Origin of the sequence: Salsuginibacillus halophilus (assembly GCF_003014715.1) — a bacterium.
In the GTDB taxonomy this organism is placed as follows: domain Bacteria; phylum Bacillota; class Bacilli; order Bacillales; family Marinococcaceae; genus Salsuginibacillus; species Salsuginibacillus halophilus.
This window is the reverse complement of sequence record NZ_PYAV01000009.1, coordinates 44,402-62,112: the sequence shown is the minus strand read 5'-3', so window position 1 is coordinate 62,112 and position 17,711 is coordinate 44,402. Positions and strand designations below refer to the sequence as shown.

Genomic DNA, 17,711 nt, shown 5'->3' with positions numbered 1-17,711 from the left:
CTTTATTGAAAAGCAACCGGTGTATGTTATAATATAGTGGTTGTAAAGTTGACCGAAAATCTACCTATGAAACTTGGAGGGACCTATAAATGACTGCAACATGGGAAAAGAAAGAAGGTAACCAAGGCGTCCTTACAATTAATGTTGACGCAGAAAAATTAGATGAAGGCCTCGATCAGGCTTTTCAAAAAGTTCGTAAGCAAGTAAACGTTCCAGGCTTCCGTAAAGGCAAAGTACCTCGCAAAGTGTTCGAACAGCGCTTTGGCGTAGAGTCACTTTATCAAGACGCGGTGGATGCAATCCTCCCACAAGCGTATGCTGCAGCAGTAGATGAAGCAGGTATTGAGCCGGTAGATCAGCCGGATGTTGATATTAAAGAAATTGAACAAGGGCAGGGCGTTGTATTTGAAGCAACAGTTACTGTGAAGCCTGAAGTTCAGCTTGGCGAGTATAAAGGTCTTGAAGTTGAAGACATGAACACTGAAATTAATGACGAAGATGTTGAAGAAGAGCTTAAACAACAGCAGGAAAAGCACGCTGAACTTGTCGTTGTAGAAGACGGCGCAGTTGAAAACGGCGACACTGCTGTCATCGACTTTAAAGGCTTTGTTGACGGTGAAGCTTTCGAAGGGGGCGAAGCGGAGAACTACTCTCTAGAAGTTGGTTCCGAGCAGTTCATCCCAGGCTTTGAAGAACAGCTCGTCGGCATGAGAGCAGACGAAGAAAAAGATGTTGTTGTAACGTTCCCGGAAGAGTACCACGCTGAAGAGCTTGCTGGTAAAGAAGCTACTTTCCAAACGAAACTGCACGAAGTGAAGCGTAAAGAGCTCCCGGCACTTGACGATGAGTTCGCGAAAGATGCAAGTGACGAAGTAGAAACGCTTGACGAGCTGCGCGCGCAGATTAAAGAGCGTCTTGAAAATGAAAAAGCGCAGGAAAAAGAAAATCATATTAAAGATACCCTTGTTGAAAAAGCATCCGATAACGCAGAGATTGACATCCCTGATGCAATGCTCGTAACTGAAGCTGACCGTATGCTTCAAGAGTTCGGCCAGCGTCTGCAGTCTCAAGGCATGAGCTTAGACATGTACTATCAGTTCGCTGGAACGGACGAAGATGGTATGAAAGAACAGTTCAAGCCGGAAGCTGAAAAGCGCGTTCAAATGAACCTTGTTCTTGAAGCGATCGCTGAAGCTGAAAACGTGGAAGTATCTGAAGAAGACATCGAGAATGAATTGGATAAGATGGCAGAAATGTATCAGCGCGATAAAGAAGAAATCCGCAGCCTTGTACAGATGCAGGGTGGCAATGATATGCTTAAGAATGACCTGCGCGTCCAAAAGGCAATCGATGTTCTAGTAGAAAACAGCAAACTTGTTGAACAACAAGAAGAACAAACAGCAGAACAATAATTGTAAAAAGCTGCGGCAAGCTATTAAACCGCAAGCACCCGCGTAATCTCAGGTCATCGTTTTCAAACACTGCCAAGCTTCTTGGTAGTGGAAACGGTGGCCTTATTTTTCTAATGAATGATTTGTGCCGGTATGGTTTGAAAATTGTCTTTTTCGGGCAACCTTAATGAAACGGGCAATCTTTTTCCGGTGCATACATAGGGTAATGAAAGAGCACAAGCCTTCTGCTTGTACGCAAGTGTAATGCGTGTGATACAATGCAGTAACAATTGAGAAGGCAACTGTGTAACATGTGCAGTTATGCGCAGCAACTCTTAGTGTTAGTCAGCGTTTAATTGTACGTATTGACGGAAAATGATGTACAATGACCATAGAAGGGGTGAGAATTCATGAAATTCAGTGAAGAAAAAGGGCAGTTGAAGTGCTCTTTTTGCGGGAAAACGCAGGATCAAGTACGTAAGCTGGTAGCAGGACCAGGTGTTTATATATGCGATGAGTGCATTGAGTTGTGCACAGAAATTGTAGAAGAGGAATTAGGCACAGAAGAAGAAACCGAACTCGAAGAAATTCCAAAACCCCAGGAAATTAACGAGATTTTGGATGACTATGTAATCGGTCAAGATAGCGCTAAGCGGTCACTGGCAGTGGCTGTGTATAACCATTACAAGCGTGTTGGTAATGGTCAAGTTAAAGGAGCCTCAGCTACGACAGATGAAGTTGAGTTAGCTAAAAGTAACATTTGTATGATCGGCCCTACAGGAAGCGGTAAAACGTTAATGGCACAAACCTTAGCTAGAATCTTAAATGTACCGTTTGCGATAGCTGATGCTACATCCCTTACAGAAGCAGGTTATGTTGGTGAAGATGTTGAAAACATTCTTTTGAAACTAATTCAAGCCGCTGATTATGATGTGGAAAAAGCTGAAAAAGGTATTATTTACATTGATGAAATTGATAAAGTTGCTCGTAAGTCTGAGAACCCATCAATTACGCGCGACGTTTCAGGTGAAGGTGTTCAGCAGGCGCTTTTAAAAATTCTTGAAGGCACTACTGCAAGCGTACCTCCACAAGGTGGACGTAAGCATCCTCATCAAGAATTCATTCAAATCGATACGACCAACGTACTCTTTATCGTTGGTGGTGCGTTTGATGGTATCAGTGATGTTGTTAAGCGCCGACTTGGTAAACAGGTTATTGGCTTTGGTTCTGATTCTGAAAAAGCTGAGCTTGATGAGAGCGAATACCTTGAAAATATTCAGCCTGAGGATTTGCTCCGCTATGGTTTAATTCCAGAGTTGATTGGACGTCTTCCAGTGATTTCAAGCTTGAAGCCATTGGATGAAGACGCGTTAATCGATATTTTAACGCAGCCAAAAAATGCGCTTGTTAAGCAGTATCAGAAGCTGCTTCAAATTGATGATGTCGAACTTGAATTTACTGAAGAAGCGCTGCGTGAAATCTCCAAAAAAGCGATTGAACGTAATACTGGTGCCCGCGGTCTGCGCTCCATCATTGAGGGCTTAATGCTTGATGTCATGTATGATCTGCCGAGCGAAGAGAATATTGTAAAATGCATTATTACAGGCGAAAGTGTGAAAAACGAGTCTCACCCGATTCTCCAAGATGAAAACGGGAATGAGGTAGAGTTTAAGCCACAGGAAAGCGCCTAAGCGGTATCATTTACAAGGTGTCTGTATGAATAAAGAGGCTGTCCCATAGTCCGGGCTGAAACTACCGGGCGGACAGCCTCTTTTCTATACGACGCGTGCGTATATCTACTGCCGTGTTGTTGATACTACATAGCGTGGTTTCAAAAACTAAAATTGTTTGTTTACTGCAATTCGACAGGGGTACAGACGTGCGATAAAATGAGATGCAGCTGTTGTTTATCAAGTGATGAATATACATAATCGATGCGTCTATAGACGTATGCCAACAAGTTTATGGAGGTGGCACAATGAGCAAAGGTAATCAGCGGACGATTCCGCTTCTCCCGCTTCGTGGAATGCTTGTATACCCAACGATGGTCCTGCACCTTGATGTCGGCCGGGAGCGGTCCGTCGAAGCGTTGGAAAAAGTCATGGTTGAAGATAAAGAAATTCTTTTGACGAGTCAAGTTGATGTTTCTACTGACGACCCTGGTGAGGAGGAAGTATATCACTTTGGCACACTCGCTTACATTAAGCAGATGCTCCGCCTTCCAAATGGAACAATTCGTGTTCTTGTTGAAGGTTTAAACCGTGCCAGAATTGAAAACTTCACGGACCAGGACTCATATCTTGAGGTTGAAACAACGGTTTTCGATAGTGAAACTGAAGAGCCGGATGCAGAACAAGAAGCTTTAATGCGCAATGTACTCGAACAGTTTGAGCAGTATACAAAGATGTCTAAGAAAGTGACAAATGAGACGCTTACTTCGGTTCAAGACATTAAAGAGCCGGGACGTCTAGCCGATATTGTTGCATCACACCTGCCTTTAAAAATTGAACAAAAGCAGCGGCTGCTTACCTTGATTGATGTTACTGAACGTTTAGAGGAACTGCTGGACATTTTAAATAATGAAAAAGAAGTGCTTGGCCTGGAGAAAAAAATTGGTCAGCGCGTCAAGCAGTCCATGGAGCAGACCCAGAAAGAATATTACTTACGTGAGCAGATGAAGGCGATTCAAAAAGAACTTGGCGAAAAAGACGGCAAGTCGGGCGAAGTTGAAGAATTGCGGGAAAAAATTGAAGCAGCTGAAATGCCGGAAAATGTGGAAGCAAAAGCTTTTAAAGAACTCGGTCGTTACGAAAAAGTTCCAGCAAGCTCTGCCGAAAGCTCAGTGATTCGTAATTATATTGAGTGGATCGTCAGCCTGCCTTGGCAGACAGAAACGACCGATCACCTTGATACAAAGCGAGCAGAGCGCATTTTAGATGAAGACCATTACGGATTAGATAAAGTTAAAGAGCGTGTACTTGAGTATTTGGCGGTCCAAGAACTCACCCAGGAGTTAAAAGGGCCGATTCTCTGTCTCGCAGGTCCTCCCGGGGTAGGAAAAACTTCTTTAGCTCGTTCGATTGCACGTTCGCTAGACCGTAACTTCGTCCGGATGTCGCTTGGTGGTGTACGCGATGAAGCAGAAATCCGCGGTCACCGCCGGACATACGTCGGTGCCATGCCGGGGCGGGTCGTCCAGGGGATGCAAAAAGCAGGTTCGAAAAATCCAGTCTTTTTGTTAGATGAGATTGATAAAATGGCAAGTGATTTTCGTGGCGATCCGTCTTCAGCGATGCTTGAAGTGCTGGATCCAGAACAAAACCATCAGTTTAGTGATCATTTCTTAGAAGAACCGTACGATTTATCAAAAGTCATGTTTGTAACGACAGCAAATAACATCAGTACAATCCCTGAGCCCCTGCTCGATCGGATGGAGATCATTTCGATTGCGGGCTACACGGAAGTCGAAAAAAAAGAAATTGCAAAGACGTACTTGCTAAACCGGCAGATGAAAGATCACGGTTTAAACGGCCGGCAGCTGCAAGTCCAGGACGATGCGCTTTTAAAAATCATTCGTCATTATACAAAAGAAGCAGGGGTACGTAACTTAGAACGCCAGCTCGCAACCGTCTGCCGTAAAGCTGCAAGAATGATTGTTTCTAGTGAAAAAAAACGTGTGGTCGTAACGGTCAACACACTTGAGGATATGCTGGGGAGACCGAAGCACCGTTATGGACAAATCGAGGCTGAAGACCAAATTGGCGCTGCTACAGGCTTAGCTTATACAGCAGGCGGTGGTGATACACTCTCAATTGAAGTTTCACTTGCTAAAGGAGAGGGGAACTTAACCCTTACCGGTAAGCTTGGTGATGTAATGAAAGAATCAGCCAAGGCTGCTTTCAGCTACATTCGTTCGCGTTCAAGTGAGCTGAATATTGATCCACAGTTTCATGAAAACAATGATATTCATATCCATGTGCCAGAAGGAGCAACACCAAAAGATGGTCCGTCTGCAGGGATTACGATGGCTACAGCATTGATTTCTGCTTTAACTGAGCGGAAAGTTTATAGAGAAGTGGGCATGACCGGTGAAATCACCCTTCGTGGCCGGGTGCTTCCGGTCGGTGGAATTAAAGAAAAATCAATGAGTGCGCACCGGGCTGGATTATCTACAATCATCCTGCCAAAAGATAATGAAAAAGATTTAGAAGACGTACCAGAAAGTGTGCGTGAAGGATTAACCTTTCACTTTGTCAGTCATCTTGATGAAGTTTTAGAGTTAGCGCTGGGGGAATAAATCATGAAAGTAAAAAAGTCGGAGCTCTACATTAGTGCAGCAGGTCAAGATCAATATCCTGATGAAGGGAAGCCGGAAATTGCTTTAGCCGGACGTTCTAATGTTGGTAAATCATCGTTTATCAATAAACTTCTCGGGCGTAAAAATTTAGCGTACACTTCTGGCAAGCCAGGAAAAACACGCTTGTTAAACTTTTTTAACATTAACGATGCTTTTTATTTTGTCGACGTGCCGGGATATGGCTATGCGAAAGTTTCAAAAAGTGAGCGGGCAGCCTGGGGCAGGTTAATTGAAAACTACTTGCAAAACCGTGAAGAGCTGTGTGGTGTCGTATTAATTATTGATGTACGTCATGCACCGACCAAAGATGATATTGCGATGTATGATTGGTTAAAACACTTCGAAATTCCGGTTATTATCGCCGCCACAAAAGCGGATAAAGTGCCGAAAACGAAACGGCCTCGTCATCTAAAGCAAGTACGTGAAACCCTTGAACCGGAAGAGGAGGATGAATTAATTTTATTCTCATCAGAAACTGGAGAGGGTATGACTGAAGCGTGGCAGGCGATTGAACGTAAAATGCGCCGTGAGTAGAACGATAACCGGCAGAATGAAAATGAAAGAGCCGGAGAAGCTGCTTGCTCTCCGGCTGTTTCACGTTATTTGCGTCTAGAGAAAAAGATGAAGGCAAAGCCGCCGGCAATGAAAAGTAAAGGCCAGAAGCTTTCAACAGGCTCACGGTATGTACCGAGCCATTCTAGGATCTGATTTGAAAAGAAGACGCCGGCAGCTGCAAGAAAAAAGAAAATGCCGGCATTTCGTCCATCGCGTCGTGTAACTGCATAAACCATAAAAAAGGCGGCACCAATAACAAGTAAAAAGATCGCAGTGTGATGCGGCCATAGACCAAATTCGACAGCATGAAAGTGAATGCCTATAGCGGTAAATAAAGTTCCAGCAAAGATGCTTTCAGGTACTTTACCGGCAGTTGTACCTTGAATAAACAAAGCAATGCCGATCAGTAAGTAAAATGTGGGCCAGGTTAACAGCAGGTGAGCATCAAGAGTACCCCAGTCTGTAAGCAGGATCAACAAGCCACCCCCGATTAAAAGTAAACCGGGTAGTAGTCCGCGGGGATTCAAAGCATAAACACTCCTTTCGTAATAAAGCGCACAATCATTCAACATGAAGTAATAAATGTTATTGCTGATGGAAGGTGTACATAAAGAATCATCTTCTCTATTATAACGTGTCAGATTCTGTTCACAATTGGATTTTGGTCACGATGCACTGGACATGTTATAATAACTATTGTAAATAAGCGTAGAGATAAGTATAAAGTGACAAGCGTACAGCATTCAGTATTTTAATTCGTAGAACACGAAGTTTTCAACCTTGTTGGGGGTGGCAGGTTTGCATATTATTGTAGCAGGTTTAGATTATAAAAAAGCCCCCGTGGCACTCCGTGAAAATTTTGCATTTGATGAAGGAGATCAATCCCGGGCTTTACACACACTGCGGCAGATGAAAAGCGTACTTGAATGTACGATTATTTCAACATGTAACAGAACAGAAATATATGCTGTTGTGGACCAGCTGCACACCGGCCGCCATTTCACGAAGAAATTTCTTTCGGAATGGTTCGATGAGCCGGTGTCTTATTTTGAGTCTTCGCTTGCGATTCGAGAAAATGATGAAGCGGTACGCCATCTTTTGCGTGTGGCATCCGGTCTGGATTCAATGGTGCTTGGGGAGACACAGATTCTCGGACAGGTAAAAGAGGCTTTTCAGCGCGCTCAGGAAGAAGGAGCGACAGGAACGATTTTCAACGAACTGTTTAAGCAGGCTATAACCTTCGCGAAACGCGCGCATTCTGAGACGGCAATTAACGATAATGCTGTTTCTGTGAGCTACGCCGCAGTTGAGCTTGGCAAAACGATTCTCGGTTCGTTTCAAGACAAGCATGTTGCTGTACTCGGAGCAGGAAAGATGAGCGAGTTAACAGCTAAGCACCTGCAGTCAAGCGGTGCTGCAAAAATTAGTGTTCTTAACCGGACGTATGACCGGGCTGCAGAACTTGCAGAACGCTTTCTTGGTGAAGCAAAAAGCATGGACAAACTGTCTGACACATTACAGCAGGCTGATATTTTGATTTCATCAACAGGAGCCGATGCTTATGTGATTGATGAAACTACGATGGCACAAGCGAAAAAGAAACGTAAAGGCCGGCCGTTATTTATGGTCGATATCGCTGTGCCTCGTGATTTAGACCCTGCACTTGGGCAGTTGGATGATGTTTATTTGTACGATATTGATGATCTGCAAGGGATCGTTGAACAAAACTTGGAGGAGCGCAAAAAAGAAGCAGTAAAAATTGAAGAGATGATTGAAGTCGAGCTTAATGTCTTCAAAGATTGGGTGCAGACGCTCGGGGTCGTACCGGTCATCTCTGCTTTACGCTCTAAGGCGCTTAGTATTCAAGCAGAAACGATGGAAAGTATTGAACGAAAACTTCCGGATCTAAGTGATCGTGAAAAGAAAGTGCTGCAAAAGCATACGAAAAGTATTGTGAACCAAATGCTTCGCGAGCCGATTACCCGTGCGAAAGAGATCGCGGCTACAGAAGACGCCGCTGAATCGCTTGCGTTTTTCACGGAAGTCTTCGGGCTTGAAGAGGAAGTTGAAACCGCAAAGATGGCGGAAGCTGCCAAACTAAAAGCGGATGCAATTGAACAGGAAGAAAAATTGAATGAGTTAAAAGAAGCGAAGCAGCCTAATCAGAAAGGCGCCGTCTGGCTGCCGTATGCGTACGCAAAAGACGTCGCCATCCGTTCCTGAGGAAAGGAGCGGAGCTATGATGACAACTGCAGCGAACGTGATATATATATTAACGATCCTGCTTTACAGCATAAGTGTCCTTGGATACTTTATCGATTTTATTCAAAACAACCGGAAGGTGAACCGAATCGCCTTCTGGTTGCTTTCTATTGTATGGGTCTTGCAGACGTTGTTTTTTGTCATCCGCGCCATCGCGTTCGATAGAGTGCCGGTGATTACACCGTTTGAAGGATTGTTTTTATTTGCCTGGCTCGTTGTCACTTTGTCGCTTGTGCTGAACTTTTTCTTTCGGATTGATTTCTTAATTTTATTTACGAATATTATCGGTTTTATTATGCTCGCTTTCAGCTTGTTCGTACCAAGTGGCGATGTGCCTGAAGAACTGACAAACCTGCTCGTTTCAGAGCTGCTCATCATTCATATTACTTTTGTATTGTTGTCTTATGCAGGTTTCACTTTAGCATTTGCATTTTCAAGTATGTATGCGATTCAAAACCGGATGCTCAAACAAAAAGCCTGGAGCAGTCGTTTAACTCGGTTCGGAAGTTTGCCGCGGCTGGAAAAACTCGCATTCGCTTCGACAGTGCTCGCTTATCCATTTTTACTGCTTGGAGTGATTCTCGGGTTTGTTTGGGCATACATTCAATTGCCGGTGCTGCCATGGTTTGATGCGAAGGTGCTCGGTTCACTTTTGATTTTGATTGTTTACGGCATTTACATGTATGAGCGGGCTGTGCGAAACCGGCGGGGTTACAGTTTAGCGTTGTTGAATCTCGCTGGTTTTCTGCTTGTTCTGATTAATTATTTTTTATCGGATGAATTAACAGAGTTTCATTTTTGGTATTAACGCAAGGAGGCTGTGCCATGGATAAGATTGTTGTAGGAACACGAAAAAGTAATCTGGCGCTTAAGCAGGCGGAATGGGTGATTGAACGTTTGCAGGCGGCTGAACTTCCATATACGTTTGAGATGGAAAAAATCGTTACAAAAGGGGATCAAATTCTCGATGTGACGTTAAACAAAGTCGGCGGTAAAGGTTTGTTTGTTAAAGAAATTGAAAAAGCTTTAGAGGATGGCGTCATTGATATGGCGGTGCACAGTATGAAGGATGTGCCGTCTGCTCTTGAAGAGCCGTTTGAAATCGGAGCGATCACTGAGCGCGAAGATCCGCGGGATGTATTAATCTCAAACGGCCATGTGCCGTTTCACGAACTACCTGCAGGTGCCGTCGTTGGCACGAGCTCATTACGTCGTTCCGCTCAAATTCTTGCTGAACGTCCGGATGTAACAGTGCACTGGGTGCGTGGGAATATTGAAACACGTCTACGTAAGCTTCGCGAAGAAGGATTCGATGCGATTGTACTTGCAGCGGCCGGTTTGCAGCGTATGGGCTGGACAAATGATATCGTAACAGAGTTTCTCGATCCAGAGATGTGTATTCCTGCTGTCGGGCAGGGAGCCCTTGGTATTGAAATTCGTAAAGGTGATGAACGGATGCAGGACGTACTCAAGCATCTCCACCATGAAGAAGTAGCTAAACGTGTAACGGCTGAACGTGCTTTCCTTCATGCCGTAGAAGGTGGCTGCCAGGTACCGATTGGCGGCTTTGCTAATTTGGAGGCAGACGGTCAAGTAACATTAAATGCCGTTGTCGGTGAACCGGATGGTACAAAGCTGCTGAAAGAAACTGAAACCGGCTATGATGCTGAAGCTGTCGGTAAAGCAGTAGCTGAGCGGATTGCTGAAGCAGGAGGCACAGCCATCATTGAGCGAGTGAAAGCGGAGCTGAATGAAGGATGACGTTACCTCGAGTGCTCGTGACTCGAGCAGCGCATCAAAATGCTTCTCTTTCGGCACTGCTGCGTCAATGCGGGTATATACCGGCAGCAGTGCCGCTTATTCGTATGGAAGGGGTGCTAGATCGTTCGTCAAAAGCCCAGCTTTGGAAAAACATTCAAGCGAGCACTTGGGTTGTATTTACGAGCGTAAACACCGTCACTTTTTTTATGAAAGCAGGCGGAAGTGCAGCCAAGCTGATACATACGAGTGTCGCCGCTGTCGGAGAAAAAACAAAAAATGCTCTTGAGGCTGAAGGCATTCAAGTGGACCTTGTTCCTAAGCGTTACAATGCAGAGACGTTAGCTGACGCGTTAATTGCAGAAACAGCACCTGGTACAGAAATATTTCTGCCCAAAAGCCGTCAAGCACGGCCTGTGCTTTTTAATCGGCTCCATGCTGCCGGGCGGAGCGTACGCGAGCTCGCACTTTATGATACGGTGGTAAATGAGACATCTGCTCGGACACTGCAGCAGGAGTTAAGGCATCCTCATTTGTTTGCTGTTACATTTGCCAGCCCGTCAAGCGTTTCTGCTTTTACACAACTAGCAGAGGAAAAACCTGAAGAGCTGAAGTTACCAGTCGTATGCATTGGTCCGACAACGAGTGAGAAGGCAGTGCAAGCCGGTTTTCAGCATGTAAATACGGCTGAGCCGTATACTGCTGAAGGCCTTCTGCACCAGCTTGAACATATACGTAAGGGTGAGACATAATGACAGAAGGATTTGACCGCCATCGCAGGCTCCGTCGTACACGTGGTTTGCGCAATATGGTGCAGGAAACACAACTATCAGCGGACGATTTTATTGCACCGCTGTTTGTGGTTGAAGGAGAAAATATTAAAAACGAAGTTCCATCGATGCCGAATGTTTTTCAATATTCGTTAGATCGGGTAAATGAAGAATTGGACGCCATTGCAGCCCTAGGGATTCCATCTGTAATGGTATTTGGCGTCCCGGGATATAAAGATGCTTGTGGCAGCTCTGCTTATGCAGAGGATGGGATTGTGCAGCAGGCTGTACGGCATATTAAAGAGCGTCATCCAGAACTTGTCGTCTGTGCAGATACATGCCTCTGTCAGTTTAGTGATCATGGTCATTGTGGTGTTTTAGAAGATGGCTACGTTCAAAATGATGCATCACTTGAATTACTTGCGAAAACTGCAGTTTCTCAAGCAACAGCCGGGGCGGATGTGATCGCACCATCAAACATGATGGACGGTTTCGTTGTTTCAATCCGCGAAGCCCTTGATGATGCTGGTTTTGCGCATATTCCGATCATGTCTTATGCTGTGAAGTTTTCTTCCGCTTTTTACGGACCGTTTCGTGATGCAGCACATAGTTCTCCGTCGTTTGGTGACCGGAAAACGTATCAAATGAACCCGGCCAACCGGCTTGAAGCGCTGCGCGAAGCAGATTCTGATGAGCGTGAAGGTGCAGACTTCTTAATGGTTAAGCCGGCACTCTCTTATTTGGATATTATTCGTGATCTGCGCAACACCTCAAATCTGCCGGTGGTTGCTTACAACGTTTCCGGGGAATATGCCATGATGAAAGCAGCTGCCTTGCAAGGATGGATCAACGAACAGGAAACAGTTCTGGAGAAATTATTGAGTATGAAGCGGGCAGGGGCGGATTTAATTTTAACGTATCACGCCAAAGACGCTGCGCGCTGGTTGGCAGAAAGCTGATCTTGACCCACAAAATGAAAAGTTTTCATTAGGAGGAATCAAAATGGAAGGTTTTGAAAGATCCCGAGAAGCTTATCAAAAAGCAAAGCCATTAATGCCCGGCGGGGTGAGCAGTCCAGTACGGGGTTACAGTTCGGTTGGCCTCGATCACGGCCTCTACATGGAAAAAGGAAAGGGCGCCTACCTTTACGATCTTGACGGCAATGAATACATTGATTACGTCATGTCTTGGGGACCTCTTTTGCTTGGTCATTCCCACCCGCATGTTGTAGAGCGGTTAAAGCATATGACAGAGCTTGGGACAAGTTTTGGCACCTCGCATGAGATGGAGACGAAGCTTGCGGAGCTTGTCATCTCCCGGGTACCATCCATTGATGTTGTACGCATGGTAAACTCAGGTACCGAAGCGACAATGAGTGCGCTCCGCCTTGCCCGCGGTTTTACCGGTCGGAGCAAAATCTTGAAAATGGAAGGCTGCTATCATGGTCATGGTGATAGCCTGCTTATTAAAGCAGGTTCAGGTGTTGCAACACTTGGCTTACCTGACAGCCCCGGCGTACCGGAGTCGATAGCTTCAAACACGTTGACTGTACCTTACAACGACCTTGACAGCTTGCAGCTTGCTTTTGAAAAATACGGTGATGATATCGCAGCTGTTATCCTTGAGCCGGTTGCAGGTAACATGGGCGTTGTTCCGCCGCAGGAAGGTTTCCTTGAAGGCGTGCAGGACATTACAAAAACGCACGGCAGCCTGCTCATTTTTGATGAAGTGATGACAGGATTTCGTGTCGGTTTTGAATGTGCCCAAGGTGCATTAGGTGTTACACCTGATTTAACCTGCCTCGGGAAAGTTATCGGCGGCGGCCTGCCGGTCGGTGCATATGGCGGTCGTAAAGATATTATGGAGTATATTGCCCCGGACGGTCCGATTTATCAAGCAGGAACGCTTTCTGGCAATCCGCTCGCAATGACAGCTGGTTTCGAAACATTGAACCAGGTCACACCAAAAGATTACCGGGAGTTTGATCGTCTAGGTAAACGTTTGGCAGATAATTTAAGTGAAGCAGCAGAGCGTAACGGTATTCCGCACCATATTAACCGGGCGTGCTCCATGGTTGGTTTCTTCTTTACTGATCAAGAAGTTACCAACTTTGATACGGCTCGTTCTTCAGATCTTGATATGTTTGCGAAGTATTACCGCCACATGCTGCAGCAAGGTGTACATTTAGCACCGTCACAGTTTGAAGGAATGTTCTTGTCTACCGTGCATACGGATGATGAAATTGATCAAACGGTAGAAGCCGCTGACCGCGCATTTCAGCAAATCAAATCTTAAACGAATAAAAACAAGCCTGCTTCCGTCTTTGGAGGCAGGCTTTCATATATGTTATTGTTCTTGTTTCAACGGTGGTTTTGCAGCATATGCCAATATCATCGCTGTTGCTGTGAGTAAAATCATTAATAGAAGAATTTCATTGTAACTATTAAATACATCAAATGCATAACCAAACGGAAGTGGACCGAGTGCTGACCCGATGACAATGGCAGTTGTTGCAAGGCTCCGGAGCCGGCCTAAATGAGCTAAACCAAAATAATTCGGCCAAATAATATTGTTGCATATTTTTGTTGTTCCTTCGAATACACCCCATAAAATGACATATAATCCAACTGCCCAAAGTGCATCAGCAAAGACGAGCCATACAAGCAGCAGGCTTTTTAAAAGAAAAGCTGCCGCAAATAGTTTACGCGGTGCAACCCGCTCAACAATAAAGCCTGATACGAGTGTAAATGTAAATGCAGCAATTGGCATAAGGCTTAATAAAAATGCCGTGGCCGTGCGAGGGATCTCTCGTTCAGCCATAATTGAAAATAAATGAAACGTAATTCCAGTGTTTACAAGGGACGGAACAGCAGCACAAAATAAAATAAACCAGAAGGCTTTTGTATGCAGCGCATCTTGTAATGTAAAGGAAGCATCAAACTGTGCCTGCGCATGATTTTCAGCATCAGCGAGTTCTTTGCCTTCTTTACCGGCACCAGCATCATCCGGAAGTAGACCGACGTTCTGTGGTCGATTGCGGATGAAAAACCATGCTGCAGGGACGAACAACAATAGTAACATAATGCCCCAAAACATCCACGCACTCCGCCAGCCAAAACTATTAATCAAAAACAAATTCATCGGCGGCAATGCTGCTGCACTAACTAAGCCGCCCAAGGTCATAAAGCTGATGGCCCGACCGCGTAATTGATCAAACCATTGCGGAATTAACGTATTCGGGATCAACGTCATTGAGCCTTGACCAAACAAACGCAGCATAAAAAATCCGATAAACATCATGACTGGGCCAATAAGTATGGCATTCCAAAAACAGGCGAGTGCAAGCAACGTTCCTATTACAGCCGTCATCATTCTCTGGCCTTTTTTATCGACAAGTCGGCCAATTAAAAATAATGTAAACCCTGCGCCTAACGTTGCCACAGAGTACAGACTAGAAATTGTTGTACGCGACCAGCCGAGGTCATCGACATAGGCATCAATAAAGACAGAAATACTGTACGTTTGCCCCGGCCCAGAAAAGAAAACGGTTAAAGCAGCAACAGCTACAATGATCCAGCCATAAAAAAACGGTGGGTTTACCGGCAGCTTATCTGCTTCTGAGCGGTTTTGTGCCATACATATAGACTCCTAATTTGTAAGATTCATTTCAGTGTAAAGGCCGGTTATTGCTATGTTCGGTTGAAAATATTTAGTTGCTGCATAAGTCGTCTAATGTGTTCCTTTCTAAACTTATGCTAGCAGTCTTTGGAAACAAGCACAATTCTCTCGTTTCGTGAACATACAAGCTGAAGCCTCCGCATAGATTGAGAGTGAGATTAACTGCTTTCAATAAGCAGATGGTGAAAAGGAGGCCAATTATATGGCAAATGAAGAGCAATCCGGGTCTGCGCTTTCGTTTACTCTGCGGGAATCGGTGTGGCTTGAAGACGAAGCAGCGGTCCGGGCGTTACTTTCTTTAGAGCTGCAGCCGGATATTGCTGTAGAGGAGCATGAAAGTGATATCATCATTAGCGGGGGATTGCGGCTGACAGGCACATATGAAAAAGAAGAAGATTACACATCTGATGAAGAAGCTGTTTTTCCGCAAATGATAGAGCACTCGTACCGTAATGATGACGATACGTACAGTTTACAGCATTTCTTCCCTGTCGATATTACCATTCCTTTGCAGCGGATTGAGCGCCTTGAAGACGTTTATATTCAAATCGACAGTTTTGATTATGAACTTCCGGCCAACAATTGCATTCAAATGACTGCTGATGTAACAATTTCTGGTCTGCGAACTGAAGATCGCGGTACCGAAACTTTACAAGAGCCCCCTGCAATGACACCTGCAGAAGCTGAAGTAGTGCATAAAGAAACAGATGAAGAGTGGGTGCAAGCTGAAACTGAGCCAGAGCCAAAGCCAAAGCGTGAAGAAACGATAAGCAACGATAACGATTCAGCATCTGCAGAAAAAAATAAGGAAGCGATAGCAGCAGTTGATGAAACGGAACAAAATGAAGCAGGCCATGCAAATGAAGAAGTGCAGCCAACGGAAACATTTGAAGAGGGAGAAAGAGATAAAGATGAACTAGCTGATGAACCATCCAACAATCTTGAAGTGATCGATCTTGAACCAGCTGATGATGAAAAAAAAGCTGTACAATCGTCTGAACGCCAAGAAGACACAGCGGAAGAGGCAGAAGAAGATACCGTTGAAGCGGATCACTTAGAAGACGTTGACGATAACTCAGCAGCAGTCACAATTAGTAGTCAGCCGTTAAGTTTTCATGCATCTGAAACGCTCCCAGATCGCGCAGATCAATGGACAACAGAAGAAAATGAGCAGCTTGTGGCTGAATCAGAAGTGAGTGAATCTCCTGAGCCAAATAACGAAGAAGAGGAAGATGAGGATGAAGATCGCAGTGATTTAACAAAAATATTCGCAATGCAGGAAGAAGAAGAATCTTTTACGAGACTCTGCCTTTGTATTGTACAAGAAAATGAGACGCTCGAGCGGATTGCAGAGCGTTATAATATTAGTACAGCCCAGCTTCTTCGTTGGAATAAACTTAGTAGTGAACGTGTGACCGAAGGAGACCTGCTTTATATTCCACAAAAATCGCCACGTCTGACTGCTTCTTCGGTTTATGAAGAATGATTTAACAAGCCTGCTTGCTGGTGCTTATGGATGTCACGCAGCGTACGATGGAGCTTGCGGGCGAACTCATTTTTTTAAAGATGAAAACCGCCGTTATGCAGTGAAAAACACTTCATTTACACTTGTAGAGAAGCAGTCATTTCAGAAGCGGGTGCGTCAGTTGCAGCGTCATCGGATTCATGCTGCTGTGATACCGGAGTCCGGGAGAAATCATGAATGGCTGCATTTTGCGGCTGCGCCGGATCGCTACGTTTATGTCATGCCGGTAGTTGGTGACAGCCGGCAGGCGCAGCCTGATGCTGCTTTGGACATGCTAGGTCGTTTTCATAGGTATACGATGCGGCAAAACGCGCTAAGTGAAGGTGCAATTACGCGTTATGAAAGTGAACGTAAGGCGGCTGTAGCGGCATATAACCAGAAGCTTGAAAAGCTTTTATATGAAGAAGAGCGACAGCACTACATCCGCCCGTCCGGCTATGTCTTTTTAACGAATCATCCGTTGTTACAGGCTATGATGAAGCGGGGACGCGACGCTTTTCAAAGCTGGCTTTCTTACTTGCAGAGCAGAGGGTATCAACGTCGCGGCTGGATCCACGGCTATTATGAGCCTGATCATATATTAGTAGATCATAAAAATGTAGCGCGGCTGATTAATTGGGAGAAGTCGCGGTATGGGCATCCGTTGGAAGATTTAACGAGTTATTTACGTAGGATGGCAGAGTCTCCTGAGGCGGTTACAGCCGAAGGTGCCGGCTGGCTGGGTGCATACGAACAACGTTTTGAACTTCTGCGCGAAGAAAAAGAGTTGCTACGCGCGATGGTATTGAGCCCGACACCTGCTGTAGCGGAAGCGGAGAGGTTGTTAAGAAACCCTCGTATTGAAGAACATGAACGAACAAAGGCGCTGGAGCTGTTGTTTCTACGATGCCAACGAAGAATGCAGTGGATCGATCATGCACTGCCTGAGATGTATTAACCTGTAAAACAATATAAAAAGAACAAAATAAGCAGTCCGAGCAGAATGATATCAAACGTGGTTGGAAAGATTAATGTACGAAATAATTGGAAGCAGATCACTGGAATGAGCAGCTGGGCAAGCCATATTTTCCACCAGTAAAACCATGGCGGATAACGGTGTTTTTTTCGATGGCGTTTTTTACCTCCGTAATAGCCGCCGGGCCGTCCGAAACGTTTCATGTTGAAACCTCCGTTATAGAGCGTAGGGTATTATTCAAAATTTAATCCGGCATTATGCTTTGTCTTTGCTGGTTTTTAAATAAGTTGTGTTCTTATTGTATGAAAGATGATGTACAAAGTTGCCCGCCATTCGTCAAGATTTCCCGGGAAATCTTGACGTAATAAACGGTGCTGAGTAAAATAACTATAGAATGTTACATGTAATGCGTTGAAAAGGGAGGAGTACATTCCACCCGCTGGCAGAGAGGAAAGTCCGT

General features: G+C 45.0%; 15 protein-coding genes and 1 other annotated feature (1 of these 16 cut by a window edge). Of the genes, 12 read left to right on the top strand and 3 right to left on the bottom strand.

Translation table 11 applies throughout. From position 1 onward, the window contains the following. The first annotated feature begins 89 nt into the window (after positions 1–89). The 4 genes from tig (at position 90) to yihA (ending at position 6,282) form a co-directional block, all read left to right on the top strand. Positions 90–1,412 carry a trigger factor gene (tig, locus tag B0H94_RS09925; RefSeq protein WP_106589109.1) on the top strand — a complete coding sequence of 441 codons (1,323 nt, stop codon included), beginning with the start codon at positions 90–92 and terminating at the stop codon, positions 1,410–1,412. Between the two features lie 389 nt (positions 1,413–1,801). Next, a complete protein-coding gene (gene clpX, locus B0H94_RS09920) occupies positions 1,802–3,082 on the top strand; it encodes an ATP-dependent protease ATP-binding subunit ClpX (RefSeq protein ID WP_106589108.1) in 1,281 nt (426 codons plus the stop codon). Between the two features lie 287 nt (positions 3,083–3,369). Next, positions 3,370–5,688 carry an endopeptidase La gene (gene lon / locus B0H94_RS09915; RefSeq protein WP_106589107.1) on the top strand — a complete coding sequence of 773 codons (2,319 nt, stop codon included), beginning with the start codon at positions 3,370–3,372 and terminating at the stop codon, positions 5,686–5,688. A 3-nt stretch (positions 5,689–5,691) separates the two neighbouring features. Further along, the gene (yihA, locus tag B0H94_RS09910; protein ID WP_106589106.1) at positions 5,692–6,282 is read left to right on the top strand and encodes a ribosome biogenesis GTP-binding protein YihA/YsxC; all 591 of its coding nucleotides are present in this window, start codon (positions 5,692–5,694) and stop codon (positions 6,280–6,282) included. Between the two features lie 65 nt (positions 6,283–6,347). On the opposite strand, the gene B0H94_RS09905 is transcribed toward yihA, so the two are convergent. Continuing rightward, a complete protein-coding gene (locus B0H94_RS09905; RefSeq protein ID WP_106589105.1) occupies positions 6,348–6,830 on the bottom strand; it encodes a LiaF transmembrane domain-containing protein in 483 nt (160 codons plus the stop codon). 271 nt (positions 6,831–7,101) lie between these two features. On the opposite strand from B0H94_RS09905, the gene hemA reads away from it, so the two are divergent. From hemA to hemL, 6 genes are read left to right on the top strand one after another with little or no spacing between them, the layout of a single operon-like run. Further along, positions 7,102–8,526, top strand: a complete 1,425-nt coding sequence (gene hemA / locus B0H94_RS09900) for a glutamyl-tRNA reductase (RefSeq protein WP_106589104.1) — start codon at positions 7,102–7,104, stop codon at positions 8,524–8,526. Positions 8,527–8,542: 16 nt separating this feature from the next. Further along, positions 8,543–9,373, top strand: coding sequence for a cytochrome C assembly family protein (locus B0H94_RS09895; protein ID WP_345789042.1), 831 nt, complete (start codon positions 8,543–8,545; stop codon positions 9,371–9,373). A 17-nt stretch (positions 9,374–9,390) separates the two neighbouring features. Further along, positions 9,391–10,326, top strand: coding sequence for a hydroxymethylbilane synthase (gene hemC, locus B0H94_RS09890; protein ID WP_106589103.1), 936 nt, complete (start codon positions 9,391–9,393; stop codon positions 10,324–10,326). After that, on the top strand, positions 10,323–11,075 hold the full coding sequence (locus tag B0H94_RS09885) for a uroporphyrinogen-III synthase (RefSeq protein WP_106589102.1): 753 nt from the start codon (positions 10,323–10,325) through the stop codon (positions 11,073–11,075). The genes hemC and B0H94_RS09885 overlap by 4 nt, the downstream gene beginning before the upstream one ends. Then, on the top strand, positions 11,075–12,052 hold the full coding sequence (gene hemB, locus B0H94_RS09880) for a porphobilinogen synthase (protein ID WP_427909946.1): 978 nt from the start codon (positions 11,075–11,077) through the stop codon (positions 12,050–12,052). Before B0H94_RS09885 ends, hemB begins: the two co-directional genes overlap by 1 nt. Before the next feature lie 43 nt (positions 12,053–12,095). Continuing rightward, positions 12,096–13,388: a glutamate-1-semialdehyde 2,1-aminomutase gene (gene hemL / locus B0H94_RS09875; RefSeq protein WP_106589100.1), complete on the top strand. Its 1,293-nt coding sequence runs from the start codon at positions 12,096–12,098 to the stop codon at positions 13,386–13,388. Positions 13,389–13,439: 51 nt separating this feature from the next. On the opposite strand, the gene B0H94_RS09870 is transcribed toward hemL, so the two are convergent. Then, the gene (locus B0H94_RS09870; RefSeq protein WP_106589099.1) at positions 13,440–14,729 is read right to left on the bottom strand and encodes an MFS transporter; all 1,290 of its coding nucleotides are present in this window, start codon (positions 14,727–14,729) and stop codon (positions 13,440–13,442) included. 244 nt (positions 14,730–14,973) lie between these two features. On the opposite strand from B0H94_RS09870, the gene B0H94_RS09865 reads away from it, so the two are divergent. Together B0H94_RS09865 and B0H94_RS09860 are read left to right on the top strand one after the other, a co-directional pair. Then, the gene (locus B0H94_RS09865) at positions 14,974–16,257 is read left to right on the top strand and encodes a LysM peptidoglycan-binding domain-containing protein (protein ID WP_106589098.1); all 1,284 of its coding nucleotides are present in this window, start codon (positions 14,974–14,976) and stop codon (positions 16,255–16,257) included. After that, entirely contained in the window at positions 16,247–17,233 is a 987-nt protein-coding gene (locus B0H94_RS09860) for a phosphotransferase (RefSeq protein WP_106589097.1), read from the top strand. The genes B0H94_RS09865 and B0H94_RS09860 overlap by 11 nt, the downstream gene beginning before the upstream one ends. Here B0H94_RS09860 and B0H94_RS09855 read toward each other — a convergent pair. Then, a complete protein-coding gene (locus B0H94_RS09855) occupies positions 17,230–17,454 on the bottom strand; it encodes a hypothetical protein (protein WP_106589096.1) in 225 nt (74 codons plus the stop codon). The genes B0H94_RS09860 and B0H94_RS09855 overlap by 4 nt on opposite strands. Positions 17,455–17,653: 199 nt before the next feature. Continuing rightward, positions 17,654–17,711, top strand: a binding site (T-box leader); it runs 161 nt beyond the window's last position.